A 21,247-nucleotide genomic window follows, 5' to 3' on the forward strand; every position below is an offset into this window, starting at 1 on the left:
AGCGATCAGGATCACCAAGGCGAGAAACGGTATCGCACTACTCACGAGCCATGGTCTTCGAGGATCTTCAGATCGCTAACTGAGTATGAAAGTGAGTAGCGAAACCCTGACTCGATCCTGTTCGGCGCGAGCGCGTCGAGTTCTTCGCCATTCGCTTCCGGAAAATTAAGCTCGCCCTTCCCGCTCCATGCCCCGACAACAGTGAGTTTGTCGGTGATCGACATCGCCAGCTCGTTGACCGCGGGTTTGTCCTGGTAGCCGGCTGCCAATCTCGGAAAGTATCGCAACAAGACCGTGGGTCGGCTAAGGAGAGACATTCCGTTTTCGACCGGCTTGTGCAAGGTGACGCAGGCTTCCGCAAGACGCTGGCCATGCGCCGAGAGGCTGGCGCCAAACCGGCTGCCGGACGCGACCGGCGCTGCGGCGGGGCCTGAGGCCGCAAAGGAGCGCGTCTGAAAAATGCTACCCATTTTCTTTGGAAACCCCTGCGTCCAACCGCGCGCCAGCGCAGCATCATTGTCGACATAAATATATGGACACCACATGACCGGCACGTCGCGATACATTGCGTCGACCAAAACAAACGCCTCGCGATATTGATAACGAGCCGGCTCAAGGTATTCGTCGTCCTGGGCGGTGAATTGCCAATCAAGAAACATCATGAGGGCGCGACCGTTTGAGTTCGGATCTGGGGAAAGACCCTTCGGCAATGTCGCCGCCGTCGCATCGGGGTGCGTCCAGAATTCGACTCCAACAACGTCGCCGGCATAGTGCCAGGGTGGCGGCGGAGTGAGTGCGGCCTGACCGAATGGCGATTTCGGAACTGTAAAGCCCTTTAGCATTTCCGTACCCTGATGCGTCGATCACTTTCGGAACCGAGGCTATCGAAACCAGCCACAATTGATTTGATCGAAGTGCGCCGACTTGTTTATTTCTGCCGCGATCCACAAAGCGCCTGTTGGCATCAGCCGCGATTGCTAGGCGGTCAGGTCTGCCAGGATCTCGATATCGGTGACGGAATAGGAGAACGAGAATCGATATCCGCGCCCCACCTTCACCGGTCCCAGCACTTCCAACTCTTCGCCAAAGGCCTCCGGAAAATCGAGTTCCCCGTCGCCGGTCCAGATGTTTGTGACCAGGAGGCGGTCCGAGACGCATCGAACGAGTTCATCCACGGCTGGCTTGTCGTGCAAGCCCGCGGAGAGCCGCGGAAAATATCTCCGCCCCACAATACCGCGATCGAGCAGGCCGACAAGATGCTCCGCTTTTTCGCGCAAGGTGACACGGGCTTGCACCAGCAGCCGACCATGAGCGGACATGCAGGCAGAGAACCGGCTATCGTGCGCGAGCGGCGGCGAAGCCGCGCTCGCGGTGGCAAAGGTGCGGGTCTGGTGCACAGCGCCGAATTTTCTCGGATAGCCCTGGATCCAGCCTCTCATCAAGGCAGCGTCGTTATCGGTGTAGCAATATGGACACCATGCTATTGGTGACCCCTTCCACATCGCGTCGAGGAGGACGCTGAACCCGCGGCACTGATATCTGGCAGGATCGAGATGCTCGTTGTTCTGCGCAGTGAACTGATAGTCCGTGAAGAGTGCTACAGAGTGGCCTGGACATTTCCTATCAAGCTCGACGCCCGTCGGGAGGGTGTGGACTGATACCTCGGGATCATTCCAGAACTCCACCGCCAGGACGTCACCCGCGAAATGCCAGGGGGGCGACGGGACTAATGCAGCAGCGCCCAGAAGGGACCGGGGCGCAGTGAATCCTTTCAGCATTTCTAGTCCCCACCACCAGTGGCGTATCAGCCGCGCATTATTTCAACATGAAATGTTAGCGTTGGTCCTGTTCCCAGCGCTTGGACAAACATGTAACGACTTGCTGGTTTGTGCGCACCCGACGTCGATCGCACGATTCAGGATAGTGCGAGCACGTTTCAACAAGCGCTCTACGCCGGCTTTTCCTAAAGCGGATCATCGTTCGGACATCTGAAACGCGCCGCTGCCTGTTTCGAATATCGACGAGGTCTGTTGAGTTTTCTTGCAAGCGGCCGCTTCGCCTAACGGAGATGTGTCAATGAAGATTCGTTCGCTCTGGATGATTGCAGCGGTCTGCTTTGTGGCCCCGGCATCTGTCACACACGCGAGATCCGCCTATGATGGCTCCTGGGATCTTGTCTTCGTGACGCAAAGGGGCTCATGCGATCCCACTTACAACTTCACCGTCAATATTTCCGACGGCATTGTGACCCATCCCAACCTGGTAAGATTCAGGGGATACGTCGCGAGATCTGGTGCGGTTCGTGCGTCGGTGACGGTTCAGGACAAATTTGCGTCCGGCACGGGCAGGCTGTTCGGGACGTCCGGTCGCGGAAAATGGAGCGGCCGCGCGGGAAGTGCGCGATGCTCTGGCTATTGGACCGCGCAACGCAATTAGCATCCATCGATGGGAAAGAGGAGCATCCGGGCGATCGCCTTCATCCTGCGCTGCTCGGGAGCGGCAACGATCGGCTACGAGCTGGCATCTTCGCTGGGATTGCATGAGTCACGATCGCCCTGCCGGCGACGCTCCTGTCTGCTCACGGGCGAACCGCGGAACGAACGATTGCCGCCGCTGAACGATATCGCGCAGATCGGCGGCGGGCACGAGCGAGTTAACTCGTCCGTAAACCGCCGCAAACGGACGAGAACCGGTAATGGCAGATACATTCGACCCGACCGAACCAATCGCTGAGGCAAGTGCTGTTGGCCGATGGACCTCCGCCATCGCGAAGGCTACTCCGTCGCTGCTGTTCGCACTTCGACTATGGACGGCGGTATGCCTCGCGCTCTTCGTTGCATTCTGGCTCGAGCTCGACAATCCATTTTGGGCCGGTACCTCCGCGGCGATTGTGTGCCAGCCTCAGCTCGGAGCTTCGCTGCGCAAGGGCTGGTTCCGGATGATCGGCACCGCGGTCGGCGCCACAATGATCGTGGTGCTGACCGCGTGCTTTCCGCAGGATCGCATTGCCTTTCTGGTGCTTCTTGCCCTCTGGTGCGGCATCTGTGCATTCGCCGCTACGGTGTTCCGCAACTTCGCATCCTACTCGGCCGCGCTCGCCGGCTATACGGCGGCGATCATTGCCGCCGACAATCTCGGCGCGACCGGGGGCGCGAGTTCGGATGTCTTCCTGCTGGCGGTCACGCGCGCGAGCGAGATCTGCATCGGGATCGCGTGCGCCGGCATCGTCCTCGCTGGTACTGATCTCGGCGGCGCCCAGCGCCGGCTCGCAGAATCACTTGCAAATCTTGCGGCCGAGATCATGGGCCGATTTGGCCGCATGCTCGCCCTTGCAGAGGCGCAACTGCCGGACACGCAGGCCGAGCGTCGCGAGTTCGTCCGGAGCGTCATCGCACTCGACCCCGTGATCGATCAGGCGCTCGGGGAATCCAGCCACCTGCGCTACAACTCGCCGAAGCTGCAAACAGCTATGTATGGCTTGTTCGGGGCGCTGGACGGCTGGCGCGGAGTTGCGACGCATCTCAGTCGTTTGCCCGAGGCCGCAAGGCGGCAGGGGGCCGACATCATCCTGCGAAGCCTCCCGTCCGAGCTTCGATCGGTACCGGAGGCGGGCTCGCCGGTGCTCCGGATCGCTGATTACCGCGCTTGCGAGGAGGCGGTGCGGACATTGATCGTCCTGCCCGCCGACACGCCATCGTTGCGGTTGCTCGCTGACGAAACGGCCAAGTTGCTGGCCGGCATCTTGCATGTGCTCGATGGGTTGGCACTTCTTGTCGATGCTCCGGATCATCCTTCGCTTGGCGCGCGCAGCTTCCGGCTAAGCGAACCCGATTGGTTGCCTGCTCTCATCAATGCGGCACGCGCGTTTCTCGCTATCGGTGCTGTCGAGCTTTTCTGGGTCGCGACCGCCTGGCCAAACGGCGCCTCGACGATCGTGTTCGTAGCGGTCGTGGCTCTGTTGCTTTCGCCGAAAGGCGATCTTGCCTACGGCGGATCTCTCGCATTCGCGCTCGGCACCACTGGCGCCGTGGTTTGTGCGGCAGCCGTCAAATTCGCGATGTTGCCGGCGCTGCAAACGTTCCCGGCCTTTTGCGCCGCCCTGGGTCTCTTCTTCTTGCCGGCCGGCTTTGCAGTGGCCGTGAGCCGGCAACCCATAGTGACCGCCGTCCTAACCGCTATGGCGTTCAACTTCATCCCTCTCCTCGCGCCCACCAACGAGATGAGCTACGACACCATGCAATATTACAATTCCGCGCTTGCAATCGTCGTGGGCTGCGGCGTGGCACCGCTGGCATTTTGGCTGCTGCCTCCGTTGTCGCCGGCCCTTCGAGTGCGTCGCCTTCTCGCCTTGAGCTCCCGTGACCTGCGTCGCCTCGCGATCGCTCCCGAGCTTCCGACACCGGAGCATTGGGAGAGCCGCATTTACAGCCGGCTCTCGGCGTTGCCAGATCAAGCAACGCCGTTGCAGCGCGCACAGCTGCTGGCAGCGCTTTCCGTCGGTACCGAGATCATCGGCCTTCGCCAAATGGCTACGCACGTTGGGACGACCGCGGAGCTCGACGCCGCACTCAATGACATCGCGCTCGGACACAGCACCAAAGCGATCGCGAAGCTGCGTCAATTCGACGACCGACTCGCCTCTACGCGTGGAACCGGTACTGAGGCAACCAGGGCCCTTCGAGGGCGCGGCCGCGTCCTGATCATCTCCGAGGCGCTTGCCGAGCATGGCCATTACTTCGACACAGGAGCGCCCGCGTGAGGTTTACCGATATCAACCTGTTCGGTGTCTACGTTGCGCCGATCTCAATCATGATGATCGAAGCCTGGCTCGTTACCATCGTACTGCGTCGGGTCGCTGGCCGCTGGGGCTTGCTGCGGTACGTCTGGCATCCCGCTTTGTTCGTGTTTGCAGTGTACATCATCGTTCTTTCGTCCTTGGTCCTGAAGATTACCTAGCGAGCTCGTCATGACTATTACTGAAGTTACATCGAAGCGCGACAAGGCGGCGGACTATCTCGACAGAAACGCCCCCTCACGCCCGCCGGAATTCCGCACCGCTACCAGGCGCAGTATGGAGATACGTCCGCTTTTGATCACGCTGGCAGCGGTAGCACTTGCCGGGCTGCTGGGTTGGGCGATGTGGGGCGACTATATGGAGGCACCGTGGACGCGCAACGCCACCGTGCGCGCCTATGTCGTCACGATGGCGCCGGAGGTCGCAGGGCGCATCGTCGAGCTATATGTGGTCGACAACAAATATGTTCACAAAGGTGATCTACTGCTGGTGATCGATCCGACGAACTTCAGGATCGCGGTCAGCCAATCCGAGGCGGCGGTGCAGCAGGCGCAAGCGAACGTCCAGAGCATCGAAGCGCAAATGACTGTCCAGCAGGCGCAGATCAATGCCAGCCAGGCACAACTACAGCAGGGGCGCGCCGCCCTCGTATTTGCACAGCAGCAGGCCGACCGTTACCAAACCCTGGCGAAGGACGGCTGGGGCACCGTTCAAAATGCCCAGCAATTTACGTCCCAGCTGCATCAGCAGGAAGCGGCGGTGCAGTCTGCGCAAGAAAACCTCAATCAGGCGCTGCGGCAAGTCGAGTCGCTGAAAGCGCAGCGCCTGAGTGCCGAGGCGGGTCTCGCGCAAGCCAAAGCCCAGCTAAACCAGGCGCAGGTGAACCTCGAACGCACGCGCATTCTCGCTCCGGTCGACGGTTATGTGACGAACTTGTTGGCGCAGCTTGGCGACTACGTCAATGTCGGCGTAAACACCATTTCTCTTGTCGACGCCCATTCATTCTGGGTCGACGGATATTTCGAGGAGACGAACCTTGCTCCTATCCGGGTGGGAGATCCGGCTCAAATCAGGCTGATGGGCCGCGATCAGATCGTGCGCGGTCACGTCGACAGCATCGCCCGCGCAATCAACGTTGCGAACGCGCAGCCCAACAGTCAAGGGGTTGCTACCGTCAATCCCATCTTCACCTGGGTACGCCTGGCCCAACGCATCCCGGTTCGCATCCATATCGATGAGGTGCCTCCCAATGTCGTCCTTTCGGCCGGCATGACCGCCACAGTTGAGATCCACGATCAAGGTCGGGCGCCAGCCACGTGAATGCGGGCCTCTGTTCGAGCGCTTCGTCCCCACGCCCGCATGAACCCGCACAGACGTTCTACGCACCGCATCACCGTTCAAGAATAGCTCGGCGCGCAGCTGTATCCAGTACTGCGGGGGGTGGCGGGGAACAGGTCGGGCAAATAGATGAGCACAGTCCTCACAAAAAGCTTTCCGCAGGAAAAGCCAATCGTCGCGAATGCGGTTCGCGGCAAAAAACGCGTCTTGATCGTCGGCGGCGGTTTCGCCGGCATTGCGGCAGCACAGGCGCTCAAGCGAACCGATGTCGAGATAACGCTGATCGACCGGCGTAACCACCATATTTTTCAGCCGCTCCTATACCAGGTCGCCACCGCTGTTTTGGCGCCATCCGAGATAGCGGCGCCGATCCGGCAGCTTGAGGCGAAACAGAAGAACCTCAGCGTATTGCTGGCCGAAATTACGGGCATCGACCTGCGGGCGCGCGCCGTCGAGGCCATTTGCCCGGGGATTGGCAGTCGAAAACTCGAGTACGACTTCCTGGTGATCGCCACCGGAATGCGTCCGGGCTATTTCGGTAATGACGAGTTCGCGCGCTTTGCGCCGGGCCTCAAGAACCTCAACGACGCTGAGACGATCCGAACCAAGATCCTGAGTGCATTTGAACTGGCTGAATCGACCGATGACGAGAAAGAACGCGCGCGCCAAATGACCTTCATTTTAGTGGGCGCTGGCCCGAGCGGCGTCGAGCTTGCCGCTTCGATCGCTCACATGGCTGCGGTGACTCTACGCAAAAATTTCCGGAAAATCGACCCTGCCAAGAGCCGCATTGTATTACTGGACGGCGGCGCTCGTATTCTTCCAACATTTGCGGAGTCGCTGTCGCGAAAAGCGGCCAAGCGACTAACAAAGCTCGGCGTTGAAGTTTCGACGAGCGTAAAGGTCGAGAAGGTCGACGACCAGGGCGTGATCGCGGCTGGCGTCCGGATTCCCAGCGCCACCGTGCTTTGGACAGCGGGCGTTAGCGCCTCGCCGGTTGTGAAAATGCTGGGGACGAAGACAGACCGCGCCGGGCGTGCGTTCGTCGGCGCTTTCATGGACATCCCCGAGGCGCCCAATGTCTTTGTAGTGGGAGATGCAGCCACGATGAGCCAGGATGGTCACCCCGTCCCCGGAGTAGCGCAGGCAGCCATTCAAGAAGGACGATTTGTCGGACATGTCATCGCCAACCGAGTCAGGGGACGCGAGGATGGTCAACCGTTTCGGTACCGCGACAAAGGCAACATGGCGGTGGTTGGCAAGAACTTCGCCATCCTTGAGGCCGGTCATTTGCGCAGCAGCGGCTTCGTGACCTGGCTGGTGTGGGCGGTGCTACACGTGCTCACGCTGCCGCAGCTTCAGAACCGGTTCCGCGTTCAGACACAATGGTTCTGGTCGTACCTGACAGGGCAGCGCAGCTCACGGCTGATTTCCGAAGCACCGCGACCGCCCGCGTCATAGTAGTGATCTGGTCCGGTAGTCCATCACTGCCGGTTCTGAAGCTGGTTGGGGACCGCACCTGTGGACGCCTCCATCATCTCCGCGCTCGCCGCCCTGACAGGAGCAGCTGTCGGTGGCCTGACGAGCGGAATAACGAACTGGCTGAACCAACGAAGTCAGCTCCGCGCCCAGTGGCTGCTTCACGAGAAGAACCGCCGCCAGATCCTCTACAGGGATTTCATTGAGGAAGCCTCCAAGTGCCACATAGATGCGCTCCAGCACGGTGAAGCCGACATTCCGGGTCTGGTCGGTCTTTACGCCAAGATAAGCAGAATGCGGGTCCTGTCTTCAAAGCCGGTGATCCATTGTGCCGAAGACGTCGCCCGAAAAATCATGGACACCTATCTGGAGCCGGACAGGAACTTCGTTGAACTGCGTAAAATGGCCATCGACGGCACGATCGATCTGCTGCGGGGCTTCAGCGACGCATGTCACGACGAATTCGAGGAACTGCAGCACAGGCAATTCTAAGCTTCACCCGCGCCGTCTCTTGTACATCAGCAATCCCAATCGCCTTTTACCCGGATGCCGCGCTCGCGCGCGCTTGCTGCGAGCCGTCAGATGCACTGGCCTGAGATTGGATCGTCTCGACCCAATTCGCGAACGCCTGCATGAAACCCTGCAGGAATTTGCGGGTGCCGTCGCTGACGAGCTTGCCCTGCTCATCGAAAAGCTTGTCGGCATGGCCGACATAGGCTTCGGGCTGCTGCATGGTCGGCACGTTCAAAAACACGAGCGACTGCCTGAGATGATGATTGGCGCCGAAGGCCCCGATCGCGCCCGGCGAGCCGCTGACGATCGCACCAGGCTTGCGGTCCCAGATGCTGCTTCCGTACGGCCTGGAGCCGACATCCAGTGCATTCTTGAGGACGGCCGGCACCGACCGGTTATATTCCGGGGTGACGAACAGAACTGCATCAGCGGCTTTGACGCGCTGACGGAACGCGGTCCATGGCGCGGGCGGAGGGTCGGTCTCAAGATCCTGATTGTAAAAAGGCAATTGTCCGATGTCGACGATGTCGGGCTTCATCGAGGACGGCGCAAGCGAGATCAGCGCATTCGCCAGCATCCCGTTGAACGACGCCTTCCGCAGGCTTCCGACCAACACGCACACATTCATCGGCTTATCCATGGTCATTCTCCACTACGATGTTTCCGTTCGAAGCGAATCCGGTTCACTTCATTCCTAACCTTCCAGGCGGCGATCACGATCACCTCAAGCAGCTGACCGAGCAATGCCGAGACGTAGAGACGGCTGGCGTGGCTCCAGAACACGGTGAGCCCAGCCGCGGCGCTCACGCGGCTGCGGTCAGGCCACTCCGTCCTTCGGCGATGCGGAGCGCGAAGCTCTGCCGGAGACACTTCGGGCTCGGGGGACTCTTCAATCGCAGTGATCGCGTGTCCGCGGGATCGTATGTTTGTCCCTATGTCGCTGGAGATTTAATGCTCCTCGTGAAGTCGGGCTTCCGCTTTTCCAAGAAAGCCGTGAACGCCTCTTTTGCGTCGTTGGAGCGGACTTGCACACTGAACTCTTCGTTCTCAGCCTTCATCGCGGCCTTGATCTGCTCGCGAAATGGCTGCTTCATGAGCCTCTTGCAGGCTTGTAGCGCTCTCGCCGGCTTGGCTGCCAACTTCGCAGCCGTTTCGGTTGCTCTCGCAAGGACGTCCTTGTCGGATATGACTTGGGTAACCAGCCCCAACTCCGCCGCGCGCCCAGCATCGAAGGACACTCCCAACAGAATCAGTTCCGCTGCACGGAGGTGACCGATCCGCGCCGGCACGGAGCAGCTCGAGCCGAATTCGGGCACGAGGGCAAGATTGATGAAGGGCATCTGGAATTTCGTGCTCTCGCCGGCGTATATGAAGTCGCAGTGGGTCAGCATGGTGGTGCCGCCGCCGATCGCGGCGCCGTGGACCGCGGCGACGAGCGGCTTGTCGATGTTGACAAGCGCCTCCATCAGTCGGGCCTGCGGAGATTCTCCCGGCCCGGGGGGATTCTTCAGAAAATCATCGATATCGTTACCCGCGCAGAACGAATCTCCCGCGCCATGCCAGAGGACGACACGCGTGTTCTCGTCAGTCGCCGCCTCGTTGAAGATGCCCGCGAGAGACAGGTACATGGCTAACGTCATCGCGTTCCGCTTTGTCGGGCGGTTCAATTGGACACGCAAGATGCTTCCTGAACGTTCGGTGACGATCTCTTCCATTGTCAAAGCCCCTGGTCGCTTTGGTGAATTTCACTGCAAGCCGAGGTTTGGGGCGGCTCCCGCCGCCCCGACAGTCGTCACGCTAAGCCGCATGTTCCGTTGCTTTCGGAATGGCACCGCTCGCACGCAGACCATCGATCTCGGCCGCGCTAAATCCCAACTGCCGGAGAACCTCGTCGTTGTGTTCTCCAATCTTCGGGGCGCGCTTCGCGGACACCTTGGTGACGCCATGCACCTGAAGCGGGCTGCTGATAGTGGACGTCAGCTTGCCGCCCGCACCTTCGAGCGGAACAACGATGTCATTGGCCCGGAGCTGAGGATCGTTGACCACCTCTTGCGGTCCACGCACCGCTCCGAACGTCACGTGAACGCCATTGAACACCTTGTACCAATGGGCCATCGGCTCGGCACAGAAGACCTCGTCGAGGATCGCCGTGAGCTGCGGCATATTCGCCGTGAGCTTCGCCGGATCGGAGAAACGCGGATCGGTCAGGAGGTCAGGGCGGCCGATGGCGTTGGCGACGGCTGCCAGCTTGTCGGGCGTGACGATGAGAACGAACCAGGTGTCATCCTTGGCATGATAGACATTCATTGCCGCATTCGCAGGATTCTTGCGATCGTGCAGCCCGAAGAATTTCGCATCGCACAGCGCGGCCTGGATCGAGACGCTGGCGGACCATATGCCTTCGGCGAGAAGCGAGGTCGTGACATGCGCCCCCTCCCCCGTGCGCTCGCGACGATATAAGGCAGTGACGATCGCCGAATAGAGCCCGACGGCGGTGGCGTTGTCACCGCTGCCAGCCACTGGCCAGGTCGGCGGCGCGCCGGCATCGCGTGTCATTGACAGCAACCCGCTGCGTGCCCAGTACGACGTGATGTCAAAGCCGGGAAGATCCGCGTCGGGTCCCTTGTCGCCGAAGCCCGTGATGTCCGCATAGATCAGGCGTGGATTCCACCGCACCACGTCTTCATATTCCAGCTTCAGTCGCGCGCGGGCCGGATGTGGCGTGTTGACGATGAGAACGTCAGCCCATTTGACGAGCTTTTCGAGGACTTGCTGGGCGTTCGGCGACTTCAGATTAAGCGCCATTCCGCGTTTGTTGCGATTGGCGAGGTGCCAGGGGTAAGGATCTTCCGCGACCGGCTGCGGCGGGAGCTTGTTTGCATGCCTCCAGAGTTCGCCGTTCGGTGGCTCCACTTTGATGACGTCAGCGCCGAAGTCCGACAGGATCACCGCGGCGCTGGGGCCCGCGATGAAGCTCGCCAGATCTACCACTTTCAGTCCGGAGAAAATATTGTTGCTTGCCATGGCTGACCTTTCTGAATAGCTGTGTGGGGCGGCAGCTTCACCGACCGCGAAACTTCGGCGCACGTTTCTCGAGGAAGGCGGAGGTGCCTTCCTTCTTGTCTTCGGTGGCGGCGCAAATGCCGAAGTAGGAAGCCTCCAAGGCAAGACCTTCGCTCTGGCTGGTCTCCAGCCCCTTGTTCGCCGCCTCCAGGGAGAACTTCACGGCGATCGGCGCATTGGCCATGATCTTCTTCAGAATCGTCTCGGCACGATCAATCAGGCTGGCTGCAGGAACGACTTCGTTGACGAGGCCAATGCGATAGGCCTCCTGCGCGGAAATCGTCTCGCCCGTGAGGATCAGCTGTAACGCACGACCCTTTCCGACCAGGCGCGGCAAACGCTGCGTTCCGCCGCCGCCCGGCAGCAGGCCCAGCTTGACTTCGGGCTGCCCAAATCTGGCGTGCTCGGCCGCGATTCTCATCGTGCAAGCCATTGCCGTCTCGCAGCCTCCGCCAAGCGCAAAGCCATTGATCGCCGCGATCACCGGCTTGCCGAGATTTTCGACGAGGTCCAGCACGCCCTGCCCGAACCGGCTGGACTCCTCCGCACCGTAGGCGTCGACATGCGCGAGTTCACTGATATCCGCGCCGGCGATAAAAGCCTTGTCGCCCGCGCCGGTGAGGATCACGCCCTGCACGGATGCGTCGGCCTTTGCATCCTCGAATGCCGTCTGCAAATCGGTCCACGTCGGCGTGTTGAGCGCGTTGAGCACCTTGGGCCGATTGACCGTCACGTAGGCGATCGAACCCTTCTTTTCGTACTGGACGTTCGCAAGCGCCAACGCTGCTCTGGGCAACGAATCGGACGATGTAGCCGGCGAAGGCGTGGATGGTGCGGCTCCGGAAGCCATGGTCTTATCTCCTGGATTGGGGGCCGCCGGCGCCGCAGCGCCGGCGCATTGAGAAATCACACGAAGGCGCCGTGGCCGGTGATGGCCTTGCCGACGATCATGTTTTGCATCTGATATGTGCCTTCGTAGGAGTACAGCGCCTCGGCATCGGCGAAGAAGCGCGCGACATTGTAGTCGGCGACGATGCCGTTGCCGCCCAGGACCTCGCGGCCCCATGAGACCGTCTCGCGCGATTTCGCCGTACAGAATGCCTTCGCCAGCGCCGCATGATGGTCGCCGAGCTTGCCTTCGTCATCAAGCTGCGCCAGGCGGAGCATCAGGCACTGGCACGCAGTCAGATTGCCAAGCATCTTGGCGAGCAGATCCTGAATCAGCTGGAACGAAGCGATCGGCTTGCCGAATTGCAGTCGCTCCTGGGCGTATTTGAGGGTTGCTTCGAATGCGCCCATCTGGATGCCGGTGGACGCCCAACCCACCATGTACCGCGTCATCCGCAGCACGCGGGCGGTATCGCGGAACGAGTTGCCGCCCTGCAGGCGGTTGGCTTCAGACACCCGCACATCCTTCAGCGTGATCTGGCCGTTCTGGACCACCTTGAGCGCGATCTTGTGCTCGATCTTTTCGACGCTGAAACCGGGCGTCGACTTGTTCTCGATGATGAATCCCTTCACCTGGTTGTCCGCGACATCGCGCGCCCAGATGATGGAAAGGTCGCACCACGGCGCGTTGCCGATCCACCGCTTCTGTCCGTTGAGAACCCAGGTATCGCCTTCACGCTTGGCCGTCGTGGTCAGACCGCCGCTCGTTCCCGAACCGACCAGCGGCTCGGTGAGGCCGAAGCAGCCGATCTTTTCGAAACGCGCCATTTGCGGCAGCCATTTCTGCTTCTGCTCCTCGGAGCCATCGAGATAGATCGAGCCCATCGCGAGGCCGCTGTGTACGCCCCAGAACGTGCAGAACGACGCGTCGACGCGCGCGATCTCCATCGCGACGAAGCCGAACAGCTTTTGGCTGCCGCCCGCGCAGCCGTAACCCTCAAAGCCGAGCCCGCCGAGGCCGAGTTCCTTGAACGAAGGCAGCAGTTCGAACGGAAACGCATCGTCGGACCAGTACTTGTTGATGACCGGCTGGACCTTGGCCCCCATATACGTCCGCACCTTCGTGACGAGCGCTTTCTCCTCGGGCGTGAGAAGCTCGACCAGCTGATAGAAGTCGCCGTTCGGTACAGGCACGGGCTTCGGCGCGATGGTCTTGCTTGCTGCGGTTGCGGTGGGCATTTGGGACTCCTATTGCTGCGGCCTGGAAGCCGGAAGTTTGAAGGACGTATCAGATGGATGATCGATCTCGCCGGTGGCGCCTGGTCTCAGGCGACATGCGCCGTCGATTTCGTTTGGCCCGACTTGGCAACCTTGTTGCGTAGCTCAATCAGGCCGAGCAGGACTTCGTCGCGCTCCGCCTCCAGCTCCTCGATGGTGCGCGATCCGACCTCGGCATGGACGCTGTCGATGAGCTTCTTTTGCACTTCCGGGGTCAGCACCGGCGAGCCGAGAGTTTTCCACCAGGCCGTCATCGGGCCGGTGAACTGCTGGAAGAAGTGCTCGATGCCGCCCGGACCGCCGCCGAGATGGTTGAGCATCAGGTTGCCCATAACGCCCCAGCGCAAGCCCGGGCCCCAGCACAGGGCGGTGTCGACGTCGGCGGCGCTCACCACGCCCTCGGCGACAAGGTAGTAAACCTCGCGCGCCAATGCGGCCTGCAAGCGGTTAGCGACGTGGCCGGGCATCTCCTTGTTGACGCGCACCGTCCGCTGCCCGATCGACGTATAAAATTCCGCTGCGCGCCGGATCGTCGCTTCCGAGGTCTTTGCGCCGCCGACAATCTCGACCAGCGGGATCAAATGCGGCGGATTGAACGGATGGGCGATGACGCAGCGTTCCGGATGGGCCGCGGCGCCCTTCTGGATTTCGCTCATGGTGAGGCCCGACGAGCTCGATGCGATGATCACGTCTGGCGGCAGCAGCCCGTCTAGCTGCCCGTAGAGCTTCTGCTTGAAATCGATCCGCTCGGGCCCGTTCTCCTGGACGAGGTCGGCGCCGGCGAGCGCCTGCGCGATGTCAGTGGTGAACTTCACGTTCGACTGCGACGCTCCGGGCGACAGGCCCAATCGCTTGAGCGCCGGCCAGGCGGTCTCCACGAAATTCTTCAGCGCGGCTTCGGCGTTCGGCGCGATATCCGTCGCGACGACCTGCAGTCCCTTGGCGAGATATAGCGCGGTCCAGCTCGCGCCGATCACACCGGTGCCGATGATGGCGATGCGGCGAATGGGCTTGGTCTCGGTCATGTCATTTCTCCGATGCGTTTGTCAGACTTCGGCGTAGGCGATGCCGGTGAGGTTGCCCTGGGCGTAGAGGAAATTTCGTTCACCGGATCCATCGAGCCGTGCGGAGTAAACCGAGCCGGCGAAATCGGTCACGAACATGCGGTCGTTTGGAACGTCGAGTGCGATACCGATCCCCTCCATGAGATGGGTCACCACGATCTCCGGCTTGTCAGGCTTGTTGTCGATCGAGGCCCGGTTCACTGTGTTGCCGCGCGGAGGGTCGCCGCGGTCGGTCCAGTAGAGAACACGGTTCTTGTGGTCGAGCTCGATATCGATCGGCTCCGGCAGACCGTCGAAGAAGATCTCGATGTCGGACCTTGTCGCTGCAGTTTGGCCCGCAGGAATTTCGACATTGGCGCGGAAGAGGCGGCCGAGCCCGGCATTGTCTGGGCCTTTTTGCGTCCAGTAGATGTGTCGGAGTTTCGGGTCGATCGTCAGCCCAACGCACCATCGTGTCTGATCTTGGCGATCGGCATCGCCGCGCCCCGCCTCGATGAGCGTCTCCAGCTGCGAGCCGTCGAGATTGCAGCGCATGACGCGCATACCCTCGCGGTCGCACCAATAGAGCTTGCCGCCTTTCTTATCGAGGATGATCTGCTTCGGAGTGTGGGTGTTTCCCTGCGCGACGATTGTCTTGCGGTTCTTGCCGTCGATGTCGGCGCGCTCGATGGACCCGTCATTCAGGTTTGGGATGCCCATGTTGGTCCAGTAGATATGGCCGGCCTCAGCATCGACGACGATGCCGTCGGGCAAATGGCAATTCGTTACGATGGTCTTGCGGTCGGAACCGTCCGTATTCATCGAGTGTATGCGGTCGGCGTTAATCTCAAGGACAAAGAGACGAGGGGCGACAGCGCTGGCTCCAGCGCTTCGATTGTTCTTCTTGACGGCTTCAGACATGTGGCACCCGTATGGTGATCTGACGCGATATTGGTCAGCGATTGACCGCGACTGTGCGCCGAATACCTGCCACGATATTGAATGGGACGATCATCACTGGAATGGTTGTGCTTCTTCACGCTGTTGGACAGCGCGCGTTCGTCCCTGCTGCGCACTTAGATATTTTGTACGCGGCGGGTATTTTGGCACCGGTCTATGGCCGGTTCACAGAGGGTTTTGCGATCGCGGACATGCGGACCATGCGAGCCCCGCTCGACTCGCTCCCGCAGCGTCTTCCGCAGTGCTCATTTGCCGGCGATGCCATGCGCGCGAAGTTCGCCTTGTGTCCGGGACTCCTCTCACCGACCGAACCGGGCAAGAGTGGTCGATACATGAATCAAGAGGACGGCGTTCCCGCGAGTTTCGTCCATTCGATCATTCTGACCTATCCGCGAGATCGAGCATATGTCGCGGCAAATCGCTCGCCCATTGCTTCGATTCTGGATATCATCCGCGCGGGTCGCGTACCCAAACAAAAGACGCGGCTCGTCCGGGCCCTTTGGCAGATGTTCCAGGACATTTGAACTAAGTGGAGTCAGGCATGGACACAACGACCTCTGATGAGGAAGTTCAAAGTACGTCCGACGCACCAGGTGACGGACAGAAGAAGGGCACGCCCGCCGCGACGCGTGCTCCTTCCATCATCGTCGGCGCTGTCGCAGCGGTCGTTATTGGGCTTTCCGTCTTTTATCTGTTGCGACCGGAGCCGCTGCTCGTGCAGGGCGAGGCCGATGCGACACGGCTCGATATCGCCGCGCGTGTCGACGGACGGGTCAAGGAAATACCTGTCGAACGCGGCCAGAACGTTCCTGCGGGGGCTGTGCTCGTAAGGATCGATAATCCGGAGACTGTCGCCAAGCTCGAACAAATGAAAGCGGCGATGGCTGTTGCCGAGGCTCAGCTTGCCAACGTACTCGTCGGAACACGGGTGGAAACCATTGACGCGCGGAAGGCGGAGCTGGAGCGTGCGCAGGCGGCTCTGGTGCTGGCGCAGAAGAACTTTGAACGAACTCGCATCTTGACCGAGCAGGGCAATGCGCCGCAAGCCCGCCTCGACCAAATGACCGATACGCTGCACGAAGCCGAACGCGGCGTCGATCAGGCCAAGTCAGCCCACGATCAGGCTGTCAATGGCTACACAAGGGAAGAACGGGCGATTTCCAAGGCCAATGTCGAGAAGGCCAATGCCGATATCCAGAGTGTTCAGTCAATCATCAATCAGCTGGTGGTCTATGCTCCCCTCGCCTCACAGATCTATCAGCGCAATGTGGAGCCGGGCGAATACGTATCGCCGGGTGTGCCGCTCATAACCTTGATCGATTTGGCCGACGTCTGGATCCACTTCGACCTTCGCGAGGATCTCGTCAAGAACCTGAAGGTCGGCGATCGATTTGATGTCCTCATTCCGGCTCTCGATGAGCGCCGTGTCACGGTCGAGGTCAAGCTTATTGCAACCAAAGGCGAATACGCGAGCTGGCGGGCCACACGTGCTTCGGGCGATTTCGACTTGCGAACGTTCTCGATCCGCGCCTATCCGGTCCAGCCGGTGCCCGAGCTGCGACCGGGAATGAGCGCCTATCTCGACTGGCGATCACGGCAATGAGGCTGGCGTCAAAACCCGGATTTCTGCTGGTCGCGCGGCGCGAGTGCCGCTGGCTGTTTCGCGATCGCGTGGCGCTGCTTTTGATCTTCGGCGTGCCTCTCTTTGCGTTCGTCGTTCTCACAACCGTCTTCAGCCGTCCGGTGATACGGGGGCTCGGGGTGACGATCGTCGACCTGGACAGGTCGGATGCCTCGCGTGCCATGGTGGAATACGTCGCAGCGTCTCCGAGCCTGCATATCGTCGATCGATCCGGTACGCTGTCCACGGCCGTGCAGGACATACGCTCCGGCAAGGCGATCTCGGCAATCTATATCCCGCCAAATTTCGAGCGCGACCTGAAGGCCGAACGTCGCCCGCAGGTCGTCGGGTTCTATAACCAGCAGTTCCTAACGGCGGCCGGCATTGCGTCTTCCGGCCTGAGCGATGCACTTTCCGCCGCGGCCGCCGTGGCCGCCCCCGCCAACCGCGCCGCCCCCGCACCGGCTTCCACGGGAACATTCGCGGCGGAGACCATCGCGCTTGTCAATCCGCAAAAGAATTATGCGCAGTTCTTGTTACGCGCGCTGCTGCCGACGATCATCCATGTGGTGATCACCTTGGCCGCAGGCTATTCAGTCGGATCGGAATTCCGCCGTCGCGACGCGCGGGCCTGGCTCGAAAGCGCCGGAGGCGATCCGGTCGCCGCGCTTGCCGGCAAGCTCGCGCCGCTGTTCGGCATCTTCTTCCTGATCATGCTGGCTGAGGCGCTCTTCCTCGAGGGCGTGCTGCAAATCCCCTTTAGGGGAGATCTGCCGTTGCTGGTCGCCGCAGGCTCCCTCCTGATCGTTGCCCACCTGGCCCTGGGAGCCTTGCTGCAGCTCCTGACCGGCGACTTGGCGACGGGGCTCGGACTTGCGGGCCTCATTGCCTCTCCTGCATTCGGCTACGCCGGCGTCGGGTTCCCCACGGTCGGCATGAATACGTTTGCGCAAGTCTGGAGCGCTATCCTGCCGCTGCGCTGGTACATGGCCGTCTTGCTGGGACAAGCGGCGCGGGGATTGCCGGTCTCGGATTCCGCCGTTCCCTTCGCGGCGCTCGCGGGCCTGACGGTGCTCTATGCCGGCCTTGCATTGCTGCGCATGGCGAGCCTCAAGCGCAAGGGCTGGTTTGAGACGGCGCGACCTGCCGAGCAACCCGAAACAGGGAGCGCACCGCTGGGCATCGGCGGCGCCTTTACAGCGGAGTGGCGGCGCGTGCTCGCAACGCGGAGCGCCTTCAGCCTGCTGTTCCTGGCTCCGTTGGTTTACGGCATTTATTACCCGCAGCCCTATCTGAACCAGATCCTTCGCAAGCTTCCCATCGCGGTCGTCGATAACGATCTGAGCGATCTCAGCCGCCGGATGACGGAGACACTGGACGCGAGCGGAACATTGAGCGTCGTGGTTCGCGCCCGAACACTTGCCGAGGCGCGCACCGCAATCGATCGCGGGCAGGCCTTTGTCGCCGTCGAGATTCCGCCAGAGACCGAGCGCGACGTACTGAAAGGCATCACCGCTCACATCCCGATTTACGCGGATGCGACCTACCTCTTCATTTTCAGATCGACCGCAAGCGGAGTCGCCACGGCCATCGGAGCATTAACCTCCGAGCTCGTTTCGCGAGGCGCGCGCTCCGATGGGAGCCTCGTCAAAGCGAAATTGGCGAACTCGAGCCCGGCCGACGTTCTGCTGCAGCCGATATTCAATCCAGTGGGCGGCTATGCGAGCTACATCGTCCCGGCGGCATTTTTGCTGATCATGCAGCAAACCCTTTTGATCGGCGCGGCGATGCTGACCGGTACTGCGCTGGCGAAAGGCGGCGGAGCATTCGCCGGCGTGCTCGGCCGCGGCATCGCCCACCTGACCATTTACCTTCCAGCGCTCGCGCTTTATCTGATCGTGCTGCCGCGTATCTACGGCTTTTCGACGCTGGGACATCTCCCACAACTCTTCGCGCTCGCTGCGGTCTTTTTGCTTGCGACCAGCTTCATGGGACAGGCCGTCGGGGCGTGGTTCACGCGGCCGGAAAACGCGACCCTCCTTCTGCTTGCAACCAGCCTCCCTCAGTTCTTCACCGCCGGCTTCGCATGGCCGCGCGAAGCAATCCCCGAAGCGGCCATCGCTTTGGGCCGGATTTTCCCCGCCGACTTCGCGATTGATGGCCTCGTGCGCATCAACCAGCTGGGTGCCAGCATCTGGGAGGTCGCGCATGACTGGCTCGGACTGTGGTGTCTGACGCTCGCCTATTTCGCGCTCGCCGTGATCTCGGCGTTTGCCGTCAAGAGAGGACAGCGACATGCGCAAAGCTAGGCGTATCGCGATCTCTGCGATCGCACTCGTGCTCGTCTCGAGCGCGCTGATCTACTCCGTGCGTCGTTCCGGATCGGCGCCCGCAATCGTTGGCGTCGTGCGGGCGACTGAAGTCAGGATAGAGCCGGAGGTGGACGGCCAACTCGTGTCGATTGCGGTCGAGAAGGGCGCCCGCGTACATGCGGGCGATGTCCTGGCGAAGCTCTCCGCGGTGGAGTTGACGGCACAGGCGGACCAGGCGCGCGCTGCGCTGGCATCGGCAACCGCGAACCGCAACAACGTCTATGTCGGCGTCCGTCAGGAACAGGTCGATTCGTTGAAAGCTGAAATCGCCAAGGCAAACGCACGCCTCGAATATGTGCAGCTCCAGCTCACAAGGACCAGCACGCTGGCACGCCAGAGTTTTGAGACGCAGCAGGCACTTGACCAGGCCGAAAACGACGCGGCAAGCGCACGCGCTGATGTGGAGGAGGCCCAGGCGAATTACGATGCGGCCGTGGCGGGCCCGACTCGGGAAGAACGCCTGATCGCCGATGCGCAGGTGCAGGCCGCGGCGACCGCGGTTGCCGTGCTTGAGCGCCGTCTTGAAAAGATGACCTTGCATGCTCGGGCCGATGGCGTGGTCAGTGTCATCGCCGCAGAGGTCGGTGAAAATGTTCACGCGGGTCAACCGATTCTGATGGTCGAAGCGGCTGGAGAGCAATGGCTCTCGTTCAATGTGCGCGAAGACCTTCTCGGCGGCCTTACGGTCGGAAAAGCCGTGAGCGTGATGCGGAACGGTGCCGATGGCGCGATCAAAGCCGTCATCACCGAACTGCAGCCGCTCGGAACGTTCGCCACCTGGCAGGCCGAGCGGGTTATCGGGGATCATGACCGCAACACGCTTCGCTTGCGCCTCGACCCGGAAGGAGAGCCGGCAGGCCTTGAGCCGGGCATGACGGTTTGGATCGGGAGCTAGCGAGAGTTCTCAAGCCTTTGCGAAACTTTCAACATGGCCTGGGCTTAACGCCGTCCGGCACTTTCCGGCGGGTGCCACACAAAAGTACCGAAAAATAAGGCTTTGTGGGCCTGATGGCTGGCGATCCCGGCATGACTCGAACATGCGACCTACGGTTTAGGAAACCGTCGCTCTATCCGGCTGAGCTACGGGACCGAAGACCCGCCGATATCGGCAGGTGCTTGCAGACTCCATACCAGAACGGACGCCTGATCGCCAGCCTCGGCAATGCCAGCCGCCCCCGGTTCTCAACGCGCCCACAATAAAAAGATCAGCCCGGACCTGATAGGGTTGCCGAACTGCCAGGGACCTGAAATCCCGGCTTGCTCCGTCCGCCGATCCCGGCACGAGTCTTGACCAATCGAAGTACAATTGCGGTTGTCAAAACCGCGGGCCCGGACGATATCCATTTTTGCGAATCGATGCGTGATCCCTTCGGCCCTGTTCACCGATCCGATGATTCCGCCGCACGATATTATTTTTATTATTTTTGCGACGTATTCAGACAGGTCGGACAGGTTTGACAGATTTCAAATTCATACTTGACTCTACCGTTGATTGAGTTTTGGATTGCGCCCTGACAGATGATTGAGCCAGTGAAGAATTACAGCATTAGTTATCGTTCGAATAGGACCGCGAATGATAGTCGAGTGCATTGTCCTCGGCCTGGTGGCCGGCGTGTTTGCGGGCGCGATGACGGTCGCGATTGTGTATTTGATACGACGCAAGCTTAGCTACAAAGCACCAAAACTCCCAAAGTCAGAATTTACGGCCCTATCCGGTGTTGTCGTTTTTGTCGGTGGCATAGCGTGGTCGCGTCCCCTGCTGATCACAGTCTCCGATCCGTGGTGCAATCAGAGTTACTTCTGCGTCGCGTCGGCGCTGCTATTGGCGATCAGCGGGCCAAGTATTTTTAGGTTGATCGTTTGGTGCGCCCACAACTCTCCTCGGTGACGTGATGAG

The 21,247-nt window shown here is 60.9% G+C and carries 19 protein-coding genes and 1 tRNA gene; 10 read left to right on the forward strand and 10 right to left on the reverse strand.

The features are described 5' to 3' along the window. Positions 1-41: 41 nt before the first annotated feature. Complete coding sequence (locus tag B5527_RS38960) at positions 42-842, reverse strand: acetoacetate decarboxylase family protein (RefSeq protein ID WP_079606227.1); 801 nt, start codon at positions 840-842, stop codon at positions 42-44. A 135-nt stretch (positions 843-977) separates the two neighbouring features. Beyond that, positions 978-1,778, reverse strand: coding sequence for an acetoacetate decarboxylase family protein (locus B5527_RS38965; RefSeq protein WP_079606228.1), 801 nt, complete (start codon positions 1,776-1,778; stop codon positions 978-980). Positions 1,779-2,076: 298 nt separating this feature from the next. On the opposite strand from B5527_RS38965, the gene B5527_RS38970 reads away from it, so the two are divergent. From B5527_RS38970 to B5527_RS38995, 6 genes are all read left to right on the forward strand, one after another. Beyond that, positions 2,077-2,436, forward strand: a complete 360-nt coding sequence (locus B5527_RS38970; RefSeq protein WP_079606229.1) for a hypothetical protein — start codon at positions 2,077-2,079, stop codon at positions 2,434-2,436. Positions 2,437-2,695: 259 nt separating this feature from the next. Then, positions 2,696-4,759 (forward strand): FUSC family protein, encoded by a 2,064-nt coding sequence (locus B5527_RS38975; protein ID WP_079606230.1) that lies wholly within the window; start codon positions 2,696-2,698, stop codon positions 4,757-4,759. Beyond that, positions 4,756-4,956 (forward strand): DUF1656 domain-containing protein, encoded by a 201-nt coding sequence (locus tag B5527_RS38980; protein WP_079606231.1) that lies wholly within the window; start codon positions 4,756-4,758, stop codon positions 4,954-4,956. The genes B5527_RS38975 and B5527_RS38980 overlap by 4 nt, the downstream gene beginning before the upstream one ends. A 10-nt stretch (positions 4,957-4,966) precedes the next feature. Continuing rightward, a complete protein-coding gene (locus B5527_RS38985; protein ID WP_197689248.1) occupies positions 4,967-6,115 on the forward strand; it encodes an HlyD family secretion protein in 1,149 nt (382 codons plus the stop codon). 147 nt (positions 6,116-6,262) lie between these two features. Beyond that, on the forward strand, positions 6,263-7,594 hold the full coding sequence (locus B5527_RS38990; protein WP_079606233.1) for an NAD(P)/FAD-dependent oxidoreductase: 1,332 nt from the start codon (positions 6,263-6,265) through the stop codon (positions 7,592-7,594). Positions 7,595-7,654: 60 nt separating this feature from the next. Beyond that, on the forward strand, positions 7,655-8,104 hold the full coding sequence (locus tag B5527_RS38995; RefSeq protein ID WP_079606234.1) for a hypothetical protein: 450 nt from the start codon (positions 7,655-7,657) through the stop codon (positions 8,102-8,104). Between the two features lie 46 nt (positions 8,105-8,150). On the opposite strand, the gene B5527_RS39000 is transcribed toward B5527_RS38995, so the two are convergent. From B5527_RS39000 to B5527_RS39030, 7 genes are all read right to left on the reverse strand, one after another. Continuing rightward, positions 8,151-8,765: an NADPH-dependent FMN reductase gene (locus B5527_RS39000; RefSeq protein WP_079606235.1), complete on the reverse strand. Its 615-nt coding sequence runs from the start codon at positions 8,763-8,765 to the stop codon at positions 8,151-8,153. A gap of 292 nt (positions 8,766-9,057) precedes the next feature. Further along, on the reverse strand, positions 9,058-9,840 hold the full coding sequence (locus B5527_RS39005; RefSeq protein WP_079606236.1) for an enoyl-CoA hydratase: 783 nt from the start codon (positions 9,838-9,840) through the stop codon (positions 9,058-9,060). 82 nt (positions 9,841-9,922) lie between these two features. Then, complete coding sequence (locus B5527_RS39010; RefSeq protein WP_079606237.1) at positions 9,923-11,149, reverse strand: CaiB/BaiF CoA transferase family protein; 1,227 nt, start codon at positions 11,147-11,149, stop codon at positions 9,923-9,925. Positions 11,150-11,186: 37 nt separating this feature from the next. Next, positions 11,187-11,984 (reverse strand): enoyl-CoA hydratase-related protein, encoded by a 798-nt coding sequence (locus tag B5527_RS39015; protein ID WP_425305120.1) that lies wholly within the window; start codon positions 11,982-11,984, stop codon positions 11,187-11,189. 110 nt (positions 11,985-12,094) lie between these two features. After that, positions 12,095-13,315 carry an acyl-CoA dehydrogenase family protein gene (locus B5527_RS39020; protein WP_079606239.1) on the reverse strand — a complete coding sequence of 407 codons (1,221 nt, stop codon included), beginning with the start codon at positions 13,313-13,315 and terminating at the stop codon, positions 12,095-12,097. A gap of 86 nt (positions 13,316-13,401) precedes the next feature. Then, positions 13,402-14,379, reverse strand: a complete 978-nt coding sequence (locus B5527_RS39025) for a 3-hydroxyacyl-CoA dehydrogenase NAD-binding domain-containing protein (protein ID WP_079606240.1) — start codon at positions 14,377-14,379, stop codon at positions 13,402-13,404. 21 nt (positions 14,380-14,400) lie between these two features. Beyond that, a complete protein-coding gene (locus B5527_RS39030; RefSeq protein WP_338065070.1) occupies positions 14,401-15,219 on the reverse strand; it encodes a 3-hydroxyacyl-CoA dehydrogenase in 819 nt (272 codons plus the stop codon). 140 nt (positions 15,220-15,359) lie between these two features. Between B5527_RS39030 and B5527_RS39035 the strand changes: the two genes are divergently transcribed. Genes B5527_RS39035 through B5527_RS39050 form a run of 4 tightly spaced genes read left to right on the forward strand, consistent with a single transcriptional unit; the run spans position 15,360 to position 20,245 of the window. Beyond that, on the forward strand, positions 15,360-15,881 hold the full coding sequence (locus B5527_RS39035; RefSeq protein WP_154072777.1) for a hypothetical protein: 522 nt from the start codon (positions 15,360-15,362) through the stop codon (positions 15,879-15,881). A 17-nt stretch (positions 15,882-15,898) separates the two neighbouring features. Beyond that, a complete protein-coding gene (locus B5527_RS39040) occupies positions 15,899-16,960 on the forward strand; it encodes an HlyD family secretion protein (RefSeq protein WP_079606243.1) in 1,062 nt (353 codons plus the stop codon). Then, positions 16,957-19,287, forward strand: a complete 2,331-nt coding sequence (locus tag B5527_RS39045; protein ID WP_079606244.1) for an ABC transporter permease — start codon at positions 16,957-16,959, stop codon at positions 19,285-19,287. Before B5527_RS39040 ends, B5527_RS39045 begins: the two co-directional genes overlap by 4 nt. Then, positions 19,274-20,245: an HlyD family secretion protein gene (locus tag B5527_RS39050; RefSeq protein ID WP_079606245.1), complete on the forward strand. Its 972-nt coding sequence runs from the start codon at positions 19,274-19,276 to the stop codon at positions 20,243-20,245. The genes B5527_RS39045 and B5527_RS39050 overlap by 14 nt, the downstream gene beginning before the upstream one ends. A 118-nt stretch (positions 20,246-20,363) precedes the next feature. On the opposite strand, the gene B5527_RS39055 is transcribed toward B5527_RS39050, so the two are convergent. Next, positions 20,364-20,440, reverse strand: a tRNA-Arg gene (locus tag B5527_RS39055). Positions 20,441-21,247: the final 807 nt, after the last annotated feature.

Origin of the sequence: Bradyrhizobium erythrophlei, assembly GCF_900129425.1 — a bacterium.
GTDB classification, from domain to species: Bacteria; Pseudomonadota; Alphaproteobacteria; order Rhizobiales; family Xanthobacteraceae; genus Bradyrhizobium; species Bradyrhizobium erythrophlei_C.

Bases quoted from the DNA above. Each gene is read 5' to 3' on its own strand.
- B5527_RS39050 (WP_079606245.1), top strand. From the start codon at position 19,274: ATGCGCAAAGCTAGGCGTATCGCGATCTCTGCGATCGCACTCGTGCTC.
- B5527_RS38960 (WP_079606227.1), bottom strand. From the start codon at position 842: ATGCTAAAGGGCTTTACAGTTCCGAAATCGCCATTCGGTCAGGCCGCA.
- B5527_RS38975 (WP_079606230.1), top strand. From the start codon at position 2,696: ATGGCAGATACATTCGACCCGACCGAACCAATCGCTGAGGCAAGTGCT.
- B5527_RS38985 (WP_197689248.1), top strand. From the start codon at position 4,967: ATGACTATTACTGAAGTTACATCGAAGCGCGACAAGGCGGCGGACTAT.
- B5527_RS39005 (WP_079606236.1), bottom strand. From the start codon at position 9,840: ATGGAAGAGATCGTCACCGAACGTTCAGGAAGCATCTTGCGTGTCCAA.
- B5527_RS39045 (WP_079606244.1), top strand. From the start codon at position 16,957: ATGAGGCTGGCGTCAAAACCCGGATTTCTGCTGGTCGCGCGGCGCGAG.
- B5527_RS39020 (WP_079606239.1), bottom strand. From the start codon at position 13,315: ATGCCCACCGCAACCGCAGCAAGCAAGACCATCGCGCCGAAGCCCGTG.
- B5527_RS39000 (WP_079606235.1), bottom strand. From the start codon at position 8,765: ATGGATAAGCCGATGAATGTGTGCGTGTTGGTCGGAAGCCTGCGGAAG.
- B5527_RS38990 (WP_079606233.1), top strand. From the start codon at position 6,263: ATGAGCACAGTCCTCACAAAAAGCTTTCCGCAGGAAAAGCCAATCGTC.
- B5527_RS38970 (WP_079606229.1), top strand. From the start codon at position 2,077: ATGAAGATTCGTTCGCTCTGGATGATTGCAGCGGTCTGCTTTGTGGCC.
- B5527_RS39030 (WP_338065070.1), bottom strand. From the start codon at position 15,219: ATGAATACGGACGGTTCCGACCGCAAGACCATCGTAACGAATTGCCAT.
- B5527_RS39010 (WP_079606237.1), bottom strand. From the start codon at position 11,149: ATGGCAAGCAACAATATTTTCTCCGGACTGAAAGTGGTAGATCTGGCG.
- B5527_RS38965 (WP_079606228.1), bottom strand. From the start codon at position 1,778: ATGCTGAAAGGATTCACTGCGCCCCGGTCCCTTCTGGGCGCTGCTGCA.
- B5527_RS39025 (WP_079606240.1), bottom strand. From the start codon at position 14,379: ATGACCGAGACCAAGCCCATTCGCCGCATCGCCATCATCGGCACCGGT.
- B5527_RS39040 (WP_079606243.1), top strand. From the start codon at position 15,899: ATGGACACAACGACCTCTGATGAGGAAGTTCAAAGTACGTCCGACGCA.